The 14,947-nt window shown below is 67.7% G+C and carries 11 protein-coding genes; all 11 read right to left on the reverse strand.

Annotated features, from left to right (window positions below; all coding sequences use genetic code 11):
* Positions 1-60 precede the first annotated feature (60 nt).
* The 11 genes from TQ98_RS18830 to TQ98_RS18880 all read right to left on the reverse strand — a co-directional run bounded on the left by TQ98_RS18830 (position 61) and on the right by TQ98_RS18880 (position 14,881).
* Positions 61-1,479 carry an aldehyde dehydrogenase family protein gene (locus tag TQ98_RS18830; protein WP_044870423.1) on the reverse strand — a complete coding sequence of 473 codons (1,419 nt, stop codon included), beginning with the start codon at positions 1,477-1,479 and terminating at the stop codon, positions 61-63.
* Positions 1,472-2,662 carry a pyridoxal phosphate-dependent aminotransferase gene (locus TQ98_RS18835; RefSeq protein WP_103103004.1) on the reverse strand — a complete coding sequence of 397 codons (1,191 nt, stop codon included), beginning with the start codon at positions 2,660-2,662 and terminating at the stop codon, positions 1,472-1,474. Before TQ98_RS18835 ends, TQ98_RS18830 begins: the two co-directional genes overlap by 8 nt.
* A 21-nt stretch (positions 2,663-2,683) precedes the next feature.
* Positions 2,684-4,294, reverse strand: a complete 1,611-nt coding sequence (locus TQ98_RS18840; RefSeq protein WP_044870425.1) for a 5-guanidino-2-oxopentanoate decarboxylase — start codon at positions 4,292-4,294, stop codon at positions 2,684-2,686.
* 101 nt (positions 4,295-4,395) lie between these two features.
* Entirely contained in the window at positions 4,396-6,483 is a 2,088-nt protein-coding gene (locus tag TQ98_RS18845) for an acetate--CoA ligase family protein (RefSeq protein ID WP_044870426.1), read from the reverse strand.
* An 11-nt stretch (positions 6,484-6,494) separates the two neighbouring features.
* Positions 6,495-7,655 (reverse strand): acyl-CoA dehydrogenase family protein, encoded by a 1,161-nt coding sequence (locus TQ98_RS18850; RefSeq protein WP_044870427.1) that lies wholly within the window; start codon positions 7,653-7,655, stop codon positions 6,495-6,497.
* Between the two features lie 25 nt (positions 7,656-7,680).
* Positions 7,681-8,463, reverse strand: a complete 783-nt coding sequence (locus tag TQ98_RS18855; RefSeq protein WP_044870428.1) for an enoyl-CoA hydratase-related protein — start codon at positions 8,461-8,463, stop codon at positions 7,681-7,683.
* A gap of 368 nt (positions 8,464-8,831) precedes the next feature.
* Positions 8,832-10,229: an amino acid permease gene (locus tag TQ98_RS18860; protein WP_044870429.1), complete on the reverse strand. Its 1,398-nt coding sequence runs from the start codon at positions 10,227-10,229 to the stop codon at positions 8,832-8,834.
* 182 nt (positions 10,230-10,411) lie between these two features.
* Positions 10,412-12,658 (reverse strand): hybrid sensor histidine kinase/response regulator, encoded by a 2,247-nt coding sequence (locus TQ98_RS18865; protein WP_044870430.1) that lies wholly within the window; start codon positions 12,656-12,658, stop codon positions 10,412-10,414.
* Positions 12,655-13,428 carry a transporter substrate-binding domain-containing protein gene (locus tag TQ98_RS18870; protein ID WP_044870685.1) on the reverse strand — a complete coding sequence of 258 codons (774 nt, stop codon included), beginning with the start codon at positions 13,426-13,428 and terminating at the stop codon, positions 12,655-12,657. Before TQ98_RS18870 ends, TQ98_RS18865 begins: the two co-directional genes overlap by 4 nt.
* A gap of 4 nt (positions 13,429-13,432) precedes the next feature.
* Entirely contained in the window at positions 13,433-14,146 is a 714-nt protein-coding gene (locus TQ98_RS18875; RefSeq protein ID WP_044870431.1) for a response regulator, read from the reverse strand.
* Between the two features lie 84 nt (positions 14,147-14,230).
* The gene (locus TQ98_RS18880; RefSeq protein ID WP_044870432.1) at positions 14,231-14,881 is read right to left on the reverse strand and encodes a TetR family transcriptional regulator C-terminal domain-containing protein; all 651 of its coding nucleotides are present in this window, start codon (positions 14,879-14,881) and stop codon (positions 14,231-14,233) included.
* Positions 14,882-14,947: the final 66 nt, after the last annotated feature.

Below are 14,947 nucleotides of genomic sequence, written 5' to 3' on the forward strand. Positions count from 1 at the left end.
TGGCGAGGTACACGCCATGAAGGCCTGCGCGCTGGATGCCATCATCGCAGCGCTTTCCCGTCAGACCTGGATCGCCTTGGTTTCGACAAACTCCGCCAGTCCCTCCTCGCCCCATTCGCGGCCGTTGCCCGACTGCTTGTAGCCGCCGAAGGGCGCGCGGTAGTTGAAAGCGGCGCCATTGACGAAGCACTGCCCCGCCCGCAACTGCCGCGCCAACTCCAGGGAGCGCTGTCTCGTTGCAGTCCACACCGCGCTGGAAAGTCCGAAGGGCGAGTCGTTGGCGATGGCCACGGCATCCGCCTCATCGGCGTAGGGGATCAGGCAGAGCACCGGCCCGAAGATTTCCTCGCGGGCGATGCGCATCCGGTTATGCACATCGGCGAACAGCGTCGGCTGCACGTAGTAGCCGCGCTCCAGGCCCGCAGGCGCTTCGGCGCCGCCCGCCAGGAGCCTGGCCCCCTCCTCCGCGCCGATGCGGATGTAATCGCGCACGGTGCGCCGCTGCCCGGCCGAGCACATGGGGCCAAGGAAGGACTCGGGGTCCAGGGGGTCGCCGATGCGCAGCGCTTCGGTTTCCGCCTGCGCCAGTTCCAGCGCTTCGGCATAGCGGCTGGCCGGCAGCAGCATGCGGGTCAGCGCCGTGCAGGTCTGCCCGGAGTTGATCATCACGTCCTGTACGCCGTAGCGCACCGCGGCGGCCAGGTCAGCGTCGGCGCCGATGATCAGCGGCGACTTGCCGCCCAGCTCCAGGCACACCCGCTTGACCGTCGGCGCCGCCGCCTCGGCGACACGCACGCCGGCCCCGGTGGAGCCGGTGAACGACACCATGTCGACATCAGGATGCCGCGCCAGCGCTTCGCCGACCTTGGAGCCCGGCCCGCTGACCAGGTTGAACACCCCGGCGGGCAGGCCGATGGCTTCGATCATCTCGGCCAGCAGGAAAGCGTGCAGCGGGGTTTCCTGACTCGGCTTGACCACCACTGTGCAGCCGGCGGCCAGGGCAGGCGCCAGCTTGCCGATCAGCTGGTGCAGCGGGTAGTTCCAGGGGTTGATGAAGGCGCAGACGCCCACCGGCTCGCGCACCACCAGGGAGTTGCCGACCTCGCGTACCTCGTCCATGTGCGCGGCCAGGTCGGCGTAGCTTTCCAGCCCATCGATGGGGCCCTCGACCTGGATGGCCTGGCACCACTGCACCGGCATGCCGAGTTCGGTGGTGATGAGCGCGGCCATCTCCCCGGCACGAGCCTTCAGTTGCCCGGCCAGCGCACGGATGTAGCCGGCACGCACACTGGAGGGTGTGCGTGACCAACTGGCGAAGGCCTTTCGCGCGGCGGCCACGGCGCGTTCGACGTCAGCCTCGGCGCCCAGTGGCACGCGGCCGGCGACTTGCTCGGTGGCCGGGTTGATCACCTCGGCAAGCCCGCTGCCCTGGGGCGCGACCCAGGTACCGTCGATGAACAGGTGGCGGTATTCACGCATAGCGCTTCACCTCCACCAGCTCGGCGGCACAGAGGGCGATGCGGCGGCAGGCTTCCATCAGGGGCGCGCTGCCCAGCACCAGGCCCAGGCGGATATGCCCGGCCGCGCTGGGGCCGAAGGCTTCGCCCGCCAGCACGGAGACGCCATGGTGGTCCAGCAGCCGATCGGCGAAGTCCTGGGCGGACAGGCCGGTGGGACGGATATCCACCATCACGAACATGCCACCGTCCGGCTTCAGGGCACGCAGTCCTGGACAGCCCGCGAGGGTGTCGCAGACCAGATCGCGGCGCTGACGGTAGGCTTCACGCATGGCTTCCAGCTCCGGGAGGCGCGCTTCCAGGGCAACGCAGGCGGCGTCCTGCACGAAGTCCGGCGAGCCGTACAGCATGCACAGGGCGAGATTCTCCAGGTGCTGGGTCAGTTCCTTCGAGCCCACCACCCAACCCACGCGCCAGCCGGTCATGGCGTGGGACTTGGACAGGCTGTTGATGGTTGCGGTGCGCTCGGCCATGCCCGGCAGGCTGGCGGGGCTGATGTGCTCGCCGTCGAACAGCAGCTCGCTGTAGACCTCGTCCGAAATCATCCACAGGTCATGGGCAATGCACAGCGTCGCCAGGGCCTCCCAGGTGGCGCGCGGCAAGCTGGCGCCCGATGGATTGTGCGGGCTGTTCAGGGCCAGGGCGCGGGTGCGTGGCGTGATGGCCGCGGCCACGTCCTCGGCCTGGATGCGGAAACCGTTTTCCGAGCACACCGGCACCGGCACCACCCGTGCGCCGCAGGCGCCGAACACCGCCTCGTAGGTGACATACATGGGTTCGGCCACAATCACCTCGTCGCCGGGGTTGAGCAGGCACTGCACCACGCTGAACAGGGCACACTGGGCACCTGCCAGCACCGTCACCTGATCAGCGCCGACGCTCTGGCCACTGCGCTGGTTGTGCCAGGCGGCGATGCGCTGGCGCAGCGGGAACTTGCCGCGCACGTCGGAGTAATGGGTGTTGCCGTTGAGCAGGCTGTCGATGGCGGCCTGGACGATGGGCTGCGGCGTGTCGAAGTCGGGGTCGCCCACCGACAGCAGGAGGATGTCCTCCCCCTGCTCCTGCCGTTCCAGGGCACGGTAATGGATGTTCCAGGCCGCCGCGCCGTCGCCGGCGATGCGTTGGGTAAGGTCGGAAAAGCGCATGGAAAGCTCCTCGGCCAGCGCTCAACGAGCGCAGGCGTGTTTCAGTTCGATCAGGGTGACGCCGGGGTGGCCGAAGCCGGCTCGCAGGTCGCGCTCCAGGTCGTCGAGACTCTGGGGCTGCCTTACGGTGCAACCGAAGGCGAGGGCCAGGCCGACGAAGTCCGGGTTGCGCGGCAGTACGCCGATGGGCTCGATATCCAGGCCGATCATGTCGTCGCGGATCTGGCCGAGGGCGTCGTTGTTCCACAGCAGCACCACCAGCGGGCTGTCCAACTCTTCGGTGGCGGTGGCCAGTTCCTGGACGGTGTAGAGGAAGCCGCCGTCGCCCACCAGCACCAGGCCGGGCCGCTGCGGCGCGCCGAACTTGGCACCGATGCCGGCCGGCAGGCCGTAGCCGAGGGTGCCGTAGCCGGTGGGGTGCAGCCAGCTGCGCGGCGCCCGGCTGGCGAAGGCGTAGTTGCCGGTATAGGCCAGCTGAGTCATGTCGGAACTGATGAAGGCATTCGCCGGCAGCGCCGCAGCAATGCGGTCGAGGATGGCCTGGTGGATGCCCTGCAGCGGCGCATGGCCGTTGCGGATCGCGTCTCGCAGGCGCGCCACGCGGGCCGCTGCGGACTCCCCTGCCCTGCCCTGTGCAGGCAGGCGCGCCAGCAAGGCTTCGAGGGTCTGCCGGGCATCGCCCTTGAGCGCGACGGCGCAGGGGTAGAAGTCATTGAACTTGCGCGGGTCGATGTCGATGCGCACCAGCTCGCCGGACAGCGGCAGGCGCTCGCGCCAGAAATCCGTGTCGGCCATTTCGGTGCCCACGGCCAGGACCAGGTCGGCCTCGGCGATCATCTCCCAGCCCGGTGCCATGCACAGGGTGGCACCGGCATTGAGCGGCGCCTCGGGCGGCAGCAGGCCCTTGCCAGCCACGCTGGTGAAGACCGGTGCGGCCAGGCGCTCGCTGAGGGCCTGCAGGGCGTCAACGGCCTCCAGCGTACCGCCGCCGGCGATGATCATCGGTCGCTTGGCGGCGGCCAGCCGGGCTGCGGCAGCGCTCAGGGACTCGCTGTCCGGCAGACCACGACCGGGACGCCGGCTCACTTCATGGGTCCAGTCCCGCGCCACGGGAGCGGCCAGCACGTCCAGCGGCACGGAGATATGCACCGGGCGCGGGCGCTCGCCATCGAACACGGCATAGGCTCGGGCCACCAGCTCGGGCAGATCCTCGGGGGTCAGCGCGACCGCCGAGAAGGCCGTGATGGGCGCGGTGATGGCGCGCTGGTCCTGGGTTTCATGCAGACAGCCCCAGCCTTTGCCCAGGCTGGCGGTGTGGTTGACGCTGGAGATCACCAGCATCGGGATGGAGTCGGCATAGGCCTGACCGATAGCCGTCGCAGCGTTGGTGACACCGGGGCCGGTGATGATGAAGCAGACGCCCGGCTTCCCGCTGACTCGCGCATAACCATCGGCCATGAAACCGGCACCCTGCTCGTGGCGGGTCAGGACATGGCGGATGCCGCTGCCGGGCAGGCCACGGTACAGCTCCAGGGTGTGCACGCCGGGAATGCCGAACACGGTGTCCACGCCGTAGTTGGCCAGCAGACGGACCAGGGCCTGGCCGCCGGTGAGGGTTTTCTGGTCTTGCATGAGGTTTCTCCTCGAAGCTTTGCCGTGCCGCAGGAGCGAGCTCTGCTCGCGAAACTCCACGGCACGGTCGTTCGCGAGCAGAGCTCGCTCCTACAGATGCGTCACTTACCCAGGCGGATCAGCGCATCCACCGCCACCGCGCCGTCGGCGCCGACCAGCAGCGGGTTCACATCCAGCTCCAGCAGTTGTCCGGCGTTCTCGCAGGCGTAGTCGGCGACCGCGCGAATGGCTGCCACCAGGGCATCCAGGTCCGCTGCCGGGCGGCCACGGAAGCCGGTGAGCAGCGGCGCGCTGCGCAGGCTCAGCAGTGCGTCGCGGATGGCGCCGTCATTGGTCGGCAGCAGCAGGCTGCGGCTGTCCTTCAGCAGCTCGACGAGGATGCCGCCGGCGCCGATCACCAGGGCCAGGCCGAAACCCTCTTCGCGCTTCACGCCGACAATCAGTTCCGCCAGCGGCGGTGTAGCCATGCGCTCCAGCAGCACCTGGTCGAAGGGCACACCCGGCGCGTAGGCGGCAATGCGTTGCCGCATGTCGCCCAAGGCCCGTTGCAGAGCATCGGCGTCCCGCAGGTTGAGGGCCACGGCGCCCGCCTCGGTCTTGTGGGGCAACTGCGCGCTGACGGCTTTCAGCACCAGCGGGTAGCCCAGGGTCTGGGCGTCTTCAACGGCCCGCTCCGGGGTGCTGAGGACCGCCTGCGGCACCGGCAGGCCGAAGGCGCGCAGGGCCTGCTTGGACTGCCATTCATCCAGCAGCTCGCCGCGGCTCACGGGAGTCGGGCTGAGGGGCACCAGGGCCGATTCGCCACGGGCCAGCAGCGCGTCGCGGCGTTGCCGGTAGTCGGCAATGCGACCCCAGGCGGCCAGGCCGTCCTCCACCCCTTGCAGGGCAGCGACACCCCGGGCGTGCAGGAAGTCCCGGGCGGCGGCAGGCAGCAGTTCAGGGAAGGCGGAGGCGATGAAACCGGTCTTGCCGTGGCGCTCCAGGGCCTCGCAATAGAGCTCCAGCAACAGGTCGCACTGGGGGCGCTCGCCGGTCTCTTCGCCGGGATAGTCCAACACCAGCAGGGCGGCGTCGGCCGCGCTGCGCAGGGCGCTGTCCAGCATGCGCTCCAGGGCCTCGCCGTCGCCCCAGATGGCGGTGGTGAAGTCCAGCGGGTTGGCGACGTTGGCGTAGCCCGGCAGGATCTGCGCCAGCTCGTGGCGCTGGCCGTCATCCAGCTTCGGCAACTGCAAGCCGTTGGCTTCGGCGTAGTCGGCGATCAGCCCGGCATCGCCACCGGAGCAGGCCAGGGCGATCAGCCCCGGACCAGCCGGCAGCTTGCCGCAGGCGGCGGCCTTGAGGGTTTCCATGAAGCTCACCGGGCCGCTGACACGGATCACCCCGAGGCGCTCGAAGAGGCTGTCGTAGAGGGCGTCGGAGCCAGCCAGGGAGCTGGTGTGGCTGAGGGCCAGTTCGGCGCCGATCTGCGACACGCCGGTCTTCAAGGCGATGATCGGGATACCCTTCTCCAGCGCCTTGTGCGCGGCACGGGCGAAGCCCGGCACATTCTTCAGGCCTTCCAGGTGCAGGCCGATAGCGGTGACGCGCGGCTCGTCCAGCAGCACATCCATCAGTTCGGCCACGCCCAGTTGGGCCTGGTTGCCCACCGAAGCCATGTAGGCCACCGGTAGGGAGCGGTCGCTCATGGACAGGTTGTAGGCGAAGTTCCCGCTCTGGGTGAGCACCGCCACGCCCTTCTCCACCAGCTTGCCGCCGTGGGCGACAGGCCAGAGGGCGGAGCCGTGGAGGTAGTCCAGCAAGCCGTAGCAGTTGGGGCCGAGCAGTGCCATGTCGCCGGCCGCGGCCAGCAGACGGGTTTGCAGGACCTGGCCTTCGGCGCCGGTCTCGGCGAAACCGGAGGCGTAGCAGATGGCACCGCCAGCACCCTTGGCCGCCAGGGCGGCGACGCTGTCCAGGGTCTGTTCGCGGTTGGTGGCGATGAACACCGCGTCCGGCCCGCACGGCAGGTCGGCGACGCTGGCCACGCAGGGCACGCCTTCCAGTTCGGCGTGCTGCGGATTGACCAGCCACATCTGGCCGGCGAATCCGCCTTCGGCGCAGCGCTTGAGGGCGCGGGCCATGCTGCGGCCGCCGATGAAGGCGAGGTGCTTGGGCGCCAGCAGGCGCTTGAGGTTTTCGCGTTGGCTCATGGGAACTCCGATCAGCGCAGCAGCGGGCGCAGCAATTCGCGGGAAATGATGTGGCGCTGGATTTCCGAAGTGCCTTCCCAGATGCGCTCGATCCGCGCGTTGCGCCAGATGCGCTCCACCGGGCCTTCGTCCATCAGGCCCATGCCGCCAAAGATCTGCACCGTCTCGTCGGCCACCTTGCCCAGCACTTCGCTGGCGAACAGCTTGGCCATGCCGGCCTCACCGTCGGTCATGCTGCCCTGGTCCATTTTCCAGGCGGTGTGCAGGGTCATCAGCTCGGCGGCGCGAATCTGCGTGGCCATGTCGGCGAGCTTGAAGGAGATGCCCTGGTAGGTACCGATGGGCTGGCCGAACTGCTTGCGGTCTGCCGCCCATTGCAGCGACAGGTCCAGGGCGCGCTGAGCCTGGCCGACGCAGTTGGCGGCCACCATCACGCGGCCGGCGGTGAGCCAGGCGTTGGCCACTTCCCAACCCTTGTCCACTTCGCCGAGGACCTTGGAGGCCGGCACGCGGCAGTCGTCGAAGAACATTTCGTAGGTGTGGTAGCCCTTGTTGCTGACGCATTTCGGACCACGGCGCACGGTCATGCCGGGGGTGCCCTTGTCCACCAGGAAGGCGGTCACGGCGTTGCGCTTCTTGCCGTTGTGTTCGTAGGTGTCAGTCACCGCGAAGACGATGGCGAAGTCGGCGTGGCCGGCGTGGCTGATGAAGTGCTTGCTGCCGTTGATCACGAAGTCGTCGCCGTCACGCACGGCGCGGGTCTTGATGGAATTGGCGTCGGAGCCGGCGCCCGGCTCGGTGAGGGCGAAGCAGTCGATCTTCTCGCCCTGCACGCACGGCAGCAGGTAGTCCTGGATCTGTTCACCCTTGCAAGCCATGAGGATCTTCGAGGGCCGCGCGACGAACACGTGCAGCGCCCAGGAGACCTTGGACAGCTCACGTTCGACCAGGGCCTGGGACAGGTAGTCGAGGCCACCGCCCCCTACTTCCTCAGGCATGTTGAAGGCATAGAAGCCGGCGGCGAGGGCCTTGCCACGAATTTGCGCGGCCAGCTCCGGAGACACGGCATCGGCGCGGTCCACGGCTTCTTCATGGGGCAGCAGTTCCTTGTCGACGAAGGCGCGTACCGCGTCGACCAGCATTTCCTGTTCCTGGGTCAGTTGGAAGTTCATCGCTATGTCCTCGGGGTTCGGCGCATCAACGGCCGGTGAATTGGGGGGCGCGTTTTTCGGCAACAGCGCGCAGGGCTTCGGCGGCATCTTCGCTGCGGCCACAGAGCAGGCCGGCAGCCTGTTCGGCTGCCAGCTGCTGGGCCAGGCTGCGGCTGGCGCCGTCACGGATCAGGGTCTTGGTCTGGGCAAAGGCGAAGGTCGGGCCGGCGGCCAGGCGGGCGGCCAGTTGGCCGGCGACGTCTTGCAGTTGGTCATCCGCGCAGACTTCGCCCACCAGCCCGACGGCAAGGGCCCGCTCCGCGCCCCAGAGTTCGTCGAGGAACAGCAGGCGCTTGGCCTGCTCGGCGCCGATCAGGCGCGGCAGGTGCCAGCTGGCGCCGGCGTCCGGCGAATAGGCCATGCCGGTGTAGCCGGCCTTGAAGCGCGCCGAGGCGGCAGCGATGCGGAAGTCGCAGCACAGGGTCAGGTCCATCCCGGCGCCAACGGCGGTGCCGTTGATGGCGGCGATGGTGGGTTTGGCCAGCCCGTGCAGGCGGGTCATCAGGGCATGGGCGGTTTCGGTCCAGCCGTAGGTTTCCAGCTCGCCCCGGGCTTCGGCCTCGGCCCACTCGGCCAGGTCGGCGCCGGCACAGAAGCTGCGGCCCTCCCCGCTCAGCACGATGACCCGCACCGCCGGGTCGGCTTCATGGGCGTCCAGCAGTTCCAGCAGGGCTTTCAGGGTGGGAATGTCCAGCGCGTTGCGCTGTTGGGGGCGGTTCAGGGTGATCCGGGCGATGCCGGCTTCGACCTGGCTGAGCAGGGTGGTCATGGAAGCCCTCGTCTTGTTGTCGTTGCTGTGAGGAGGTGGAATCTGAGCCGATCCTAAACGAGTGTTCAGGAATCCGGCAATCCTGCCCGAATGGGGTATGTAACGGTGATGGCCAATAGATAAGTTGTTGTTTTTGATTGGTTTTTATTTTTAGGAGGGGAGGAAGGCGCGGGAGCTGTTACATCTTTGAACAACTCGGAACCGGGGTTGGGGGCTTTCCTGTGGGGGCGAATTCAATCTCTGGTCAGGCCGGAAGTCCCTGCGGGGGCTCTGCTTCCCTCTCCCCCGGCCCCTCTCCCGGAGGGAGAGGGGGCAACAAAAAAGCGCGGCAGATCACTCTGCCGCGCTTTTCCGGGTATCGCCGGAGATCAGGCCGCCGGGATCGGCACAGGGCTGCGCTGACGCTTGAACTGCAGGAAGTAGTAGGCGCCATAGCACAGGGCGATGAAGCCGAAGCCCCAGTACAGCGAGGAACGCTGGGCCGGGTCCATGGCCATGAACACGAACAGCGAGCCGCACAGCAGGATGCACGCCACCGGGATCAGCGGGAACAGCGGCGCGGCGTACTTCAGATCAGCCACGGTGCCGCCGGCCTGGTAGTGCGCGCGGCGGAAGCGGTACTGGGCCAGGGCGATGACGATCCAGGTCACGGTGCCGGCCAGGCCGCTGATGGCGGTCAGGATCATGAACAGGGTGTCGGCCGCGATGAAGCTGGTCAGCAGGGACAGCAATGCGAAGCACAGGGTGATGGACAACGCGAAAATCGGCACACCGCGCTTGTTCAGCTTTTCCAGGCTACGCGGCGCCATGCCGGTCTTGGACATGGCCCAGAGGATGCGGGTGCAGGCGTAGAGGCCGGAGTTACCCACCGAGAGGATGGCGGTGAGGATCACGAAATTCATCACGTCGGCGGCGAAGGGGATGCCCACCATGTCGAACACCTGGACGAAGGGGCTTTCCATCAGGCCAGCCTGCTGCCAGGGCACGATGGCAGACAGCACCACGATGGCCAGCACGTAGAAGATCAGCACGCGGAACACCACGTTGCGCACGGCGCGGGGGATGCTCTTTTCCGGCTGGTCGGTCTCGCCGGCGGCCACGCCCATGATCTCGCAGCCCTGGAAGGCGTAGACCACGGTCATCATCACGGCGAGCACGGCGGACAGGCCGTTGGGGAACAGGCTTTCGCCGATCAGATGGGAGAACTTCGGCGCCGGCTCGCCACTGGCCAGCGGCAGACCGCCGAACATGGCCAGGATGCCAACGACGATGAAGATCAGAATGGCCGCGACCTTGACGCCCGAGAACCAGTATTCGGCCTCACCGAAGGCACGGGTGCTGAGGGAGTTGATCCCGAACAGCAGGGCCACAAACAGCGCGGACCAGTACCAGACGGGGACATCCGGGAACCAGCGGTCCATCAGCATGCCGGCGGCGGTGAATTCCAGGCCGACCGTGGTGGCCCAGCTCAGCCAGTAGACCCAGCCCACCATGAAGCCGGTGGCGGGCCCGACGTAACGGGTGGCGTGTGCCTGGAAGGAGCCGGAAACCGGCATCTGCACCGAGAGTTCACCGAGGCAGACCATGACCAGGTACATCAGCAGGCCGGCGACCAGGTAGGCCAGCACGGCGCCGGCCGGGCCGCCCTGGTTGATGGTGAGGCCCGAGCCCATGAACAGGCCGGTGCCGATCACGCCGCCCAGGGACAGCATGAAGATATGGCGGCTCTTCAGAGCACGGGTGAGCTGGATGCGCTCTTCAGACATGGCGCACCTCCGAAACGAGGTGGCGGCAGCGCAGGCGGGCTTTGCGGGTCATTATTCTTGTCTCCAATAGGCCACGAGGACCGCGTTCGAGCGCGGTTCGGGTCGATTATTGGAAGGACTTGTAAGACGCCGTTGTAAGCCAGGATCGAAGTTGTAAAAAGTCGTAAGGAATTTGTTCGATTTCAGGAGGCGGGTTGCAGCAGGCCGTCCAGTGCCCGAGCAGAGCGCGCCAGCAGGTCTTCCAGCCGTGGCCTCAGCGCCGGCAAGGCGGTGACATCACCGGCCAGGGCCGCCGCTTCCAGCTCCCGCAGGCAGGTCGCCAGGGCACGCAGGCCCAGGGACTCGCTGCTGCCGGCGAGGCGATGGGCCAGGTGGCCGACTTCGGCGCAATCCTCGGCTGCCAGCGCTTCCAGCAGCCCGACGCGATGTTCGTCGAGCATGCGCCGCAGCAGCTCCAGCAGACCGCGCACCTTCTGTTCGCCGAGCAGGCCGCGATGGGTATCCAGCAGTTGCTGATCCAGCAGTTCGGCATCGCCCCCGTCTTCCAGCTTGCCCTCCTGCCCGGCCAGGGCTCGACGCAGGTCGTCCAGCTTCAGCGGCTTGGCCAGCGCGCCGTCCATGCCGGCATCCAGGCAGCTGCGCACCAGGGCCGGTTGCAGGCTGGCGGTAAACGCGAGGATGCGGCTGCCGCGATTCAGGCCCTGCAGGTCGTCACGGATCAGGCGACACAGTTCGGTGCCGGGCATGCCCGGCAGATGCAGATCGAGCAGGAGCAGGTCGAAGCGCCGCTGCCGGCACAGCGCCAAGGCGGGCTCGGCGTCCTCGACCAGGGTGACGCGATGGCCGTCGCGCTCCAGCAGCCCGGCCACCACTTCGCGGTTGAGGGCGACGTCTTCCACCACCAGCACGTCCAGCGACCGGGACAGAGGAGCGACCATCGAGGCGGCCGTCTGATCGCGGGCAGCGTCCAATACCAGCTCGAACCAGAAGCAGCTGCCCTCGCCTTCCTCGCTCTGGACGCCGATCTGCCCGCCCATCAGTTCCACCAGCCGCTTGCTGATGGCCAGGCCCAGGCCGGTGCCGCCATAGCGCTGGGCCACGGCTTCGCTGGCCTGGGTGAAACGCTCGAAAATCTTCGCCTGCATGTCTGGAGCGATGCCAATGCCGTCGTCGGTGACGCTGATGCGCAGGCGCTGGCCGCCGGGCAGTTCCTCCAGCAACTGCACCTCCACCAGGATTTCCCCCTCCTCGGTGAACTTCACCGCGTTGGCCAGCAGGTTGCTCAGCACCTGGCGGAGGAACTGTTCGGCGCCACGGCAGCGACCCTGCACGCGGGGATCGAGACGCGCGCGCAGGATGGTGCCGTTGGCGCTGGCCCGGGGCTCCAGCAGGGTGAGCACCTGGTCCACCAGCGCCGGCAGGGAGAAGTCCAGCAGTTCGGGCCGGCTCTCCCCTTCCTCCAGGCGGGCGAAATAGAGCACTTCGTTGAGGATCGCCAGCAGGCCTTCGGCGGCCTTGTGCAAGGCGTCCAGGCGCTGGCTGTCGCGCTCGCCAAGGGCCGCGCCGCGAAGCAGTTCGGCCATGCCGAGAATGCCGTTGAGGGGCGTGCGGATTTCATGGCTCATGGTGGCGAGGAAACGCGACTTGGCCAGGTTGGCCGCCTCGGCGTCTTCCTTGGCGCGCTGCAGGCTGGCAGTGCGCCGCTCCACCAACCCCTGCAGGGCCGCGCGGTCATCCTCGCGGCGCTGGATGTCGTCGAGGATGGCCCGGCGCATGTCGTCCAGGGCCTGGGCCACGGTGTCGATTTCGTCGGGGCTACGCCCGGCCCGGCGATTCAGGCGCAGGGTTTCGTACCAATCCCCGGCGCCGATGCGTCGGGTGAAGTCGGCCATCACCCGCAGGTGGCGGGTCACCAGCCGGTGGAACAGCCAGGACAGCGCTACCGCCAGGCCGCAGAGGAACACCCCCATCCACAGCAGGCTGTTGAGGCCGGTGGCGTAGAGGCGCCGGTAGACGGCGCCGAGGTCGATGGCGACTTCCAGCTCGCCGAGCGGCCGCACCTCACTGCCGGGCGGCTGGTAGGCCAGGGGGAAATGCACGCGGCGCAGGGGCCCGACTGGATTGGCGGCGCCGTCCTGCAAGTCGAAGTCCCGGCTGGTCAGGCGCACCTGGGCGATATCGGGGAAGTCCGCCAGGCCGCGCAGCTGCATCTTCAACTGCTCCTGGTTGAGGTCCCAGAGGCTGCGCTCGAAGCTGGTCAGGTAACCCACACGGATCAGCTCCAGACGCGCTTCGATATCCCGCATCTCGCGGCGATATTCCAGCAGCAGCTGCACGGCGCTCGCAACGAGGGTGAAGCACAGGCTGAACAGCAGGATGGAGCGCAGCAGACGGCGCAGCAGGCCGCTGGCAGGTTTCGGGCCGGTCATGGACGGGGCTCCGGCTGGACGACCATGTCGCGGTAGATGGCCTGGCTCTCATCCAGCCAGCGGTCGATCTGGCCACTGTCGGTGAGGCGTTGCAGCTCCTGGTCGATCTCGTCCATACGGGCAGCCAGCGGGGACTGACGGGCCACTGCCAGACGCAGGTAGTCCACCGCCAGGGTGATGGGCAGGGCACGAATGTCGCCGCCGCCGGGCAGATGCTCGATATAGAGCAGGCCGGTGCGGCGCTCGTAGGGGATGAAATCGATGCGGCCGCGAATCAGCTTGCCGAAGTTCTGCTGGCTGTCGGATACCCATTCGATGTTGCCGGCGCCGGCGACGGTGCGGTCGAAGGCCTCGCCGTAACTCTCGCCGAACAGCAGGCCGCCGCGGTAACCGGTCAGGTCCTCCAGCTTGTCGACCTTCAGTGGCCGCTGGCGGTTGTAGAAGATCGCCACTTCTTCGCGCAGCACCGGGACGGAGGCGAACTGCAGGTAGCGCTCGCGGGGCTCGGTGCGGTAGGCCAGCACCGCGTCCACCCTCCCCTCGGCGGCGTCCGTCAGGCAGCGCTTCCAGTTGCCCAGGTTGACGAATTCGACGTCCAGGCCGAGCCGGGCGAATACCGCTTTCACCACGTGGGGCGCCAGGCCGCGCATGTGCTTGCCATCGCTCCAGGAGATGGGCGGGTAGACCGGATGATCGCAGTAACGCACGGGCTGCGCGGCCAGCGCCGTGCCGCTCAGCAGCAGGAGCCCCAGCAGCCAGGCGCGCGCCATGAGGTCAGGCAGCGCTGGCATTGGCGGTGAACAGGTAGCCCGCGCCGTGGATGGTGATGATCAGCTGGGGCTCTGCCGGATCGTCCCGCAGCTTGCGGCGCAAGCGCCCTACCAGCACGTCGATGGAGCGGTCGTTGGGCAGCCACTCGCGGTTGCGGATCTGGTCCATCAACTGGTCGCGGCTCAGGGTGTGCCCGGCGTTGCGCAGGAAGACGCTGAGGAGCTGGAACTCGCCGTGGGTGAGCAGGGTTTCGCTACCGTCCTGATCGATCAGGCGGCGGCGGTCGCTGTCCAGCACCCAGCCAGCGAAGCGTTTGAGCTGGCCGGTAGCGGGCGCGGCCGGTTGCTGGGCATGGCGCACGCGACGCACCAGATTCTTGGCGCGGGAGACCAGTTCGCGGGGGTTCAGGGGTTTGACCACATAGTCGTCGGCGCCGCATTCCAGGCCGACGATGCGGTCGACCTCGTCGTTGCGGCCGGTGATGAGGATGATGCCGACCTCAGAGCGCACCCGCAGTTCGCGGGTCAGGGTCAGGCCATCCTTGCCGGGCAGGCGGATATCCAGCATCACCAGGTCAACCGGGCTTTCCGCGAGGCAGGCCTCGGCCTGTTCGGCGGTGCTGGCGCAACGGACCTGATAGCCCTCCTGGGCCAGGTACGACTGGAGCAGTTCACGGATCAGCGGATCGTCATCGACGATCAGCACGCTGGCAGACATTACGGTTGCCCTCCGCCTCCGCGCACGAGCGGGGCGTTCTTATTGTTGGAAGTGGCTGGAGGTTAACGTCGGCTGAACAGGCGATCAACAGCCCCCGACGGGTCGCAGGAAGCGCTGTACACCGCCGCTCTGCAGGCCATCGACCCAGGCCTCGCAGATCTGCACGCCCTGCTCCGGGGTGAAGGTCTGGGGATTCAGCCCGGATTCCAGCCAGAGCCCGTCCAGCAACGCACTGAGGCTGATGGCCGCGAGCTCGGCATCGAAGCCCGGCCAGCCCTGCTCCACCGCCAGCTCGTTGAGCACGTTGGCGAGGATGGCGCGGTACTCGCCATAGGAATGGTCGTGGGCCGCATTGATGGCCTGGGCGGTCTTCACCGCGCCCCAGAAGGCCAGCCAGGCTTCCAGCAATTGCGGGTCCAGCAGTTCGGCGGAGAAGGAGGCCTGGAAGAACGCCGACAGCCGCGCCCGGGGGCTGGGCGGCGCGTCGTCGATGGCATCACGCAGGAGCTTCATCACCCGTCCGGTGACGGCCAGGTAAGCCTCGGCCACCAGTTCGTCCTTGCCGGCGTAGTGATGGTTGATCAACCCCACCGAGACACCGGCCTCAGCGCAGATCTTGCGGATCGAAGCGCCCTGGAAGCCGTGGCGCTTGAGGCAAATGAGGGTCGCTTCGATCAGGTGCGCCTTGCGCAGCTCGGGGTCCAGTCGGGAGTAGCGCACATCCTGGGTTGTCATGCCGACAGCTCCTGTGGTGGTACGGCGAATCTGAACGAATGTACAGCAACAATTGAATCCCACCTA

Origin of the sequence: Pseudomonas sp. LFM046, assembly GCF_000949385.2 — a bacterium.
GTDB lineage: Bacteria > Pseudomonadota > Gammaproteobacteria > Pseudomonadales > Pseudomonadaceae > Metapseudomonas.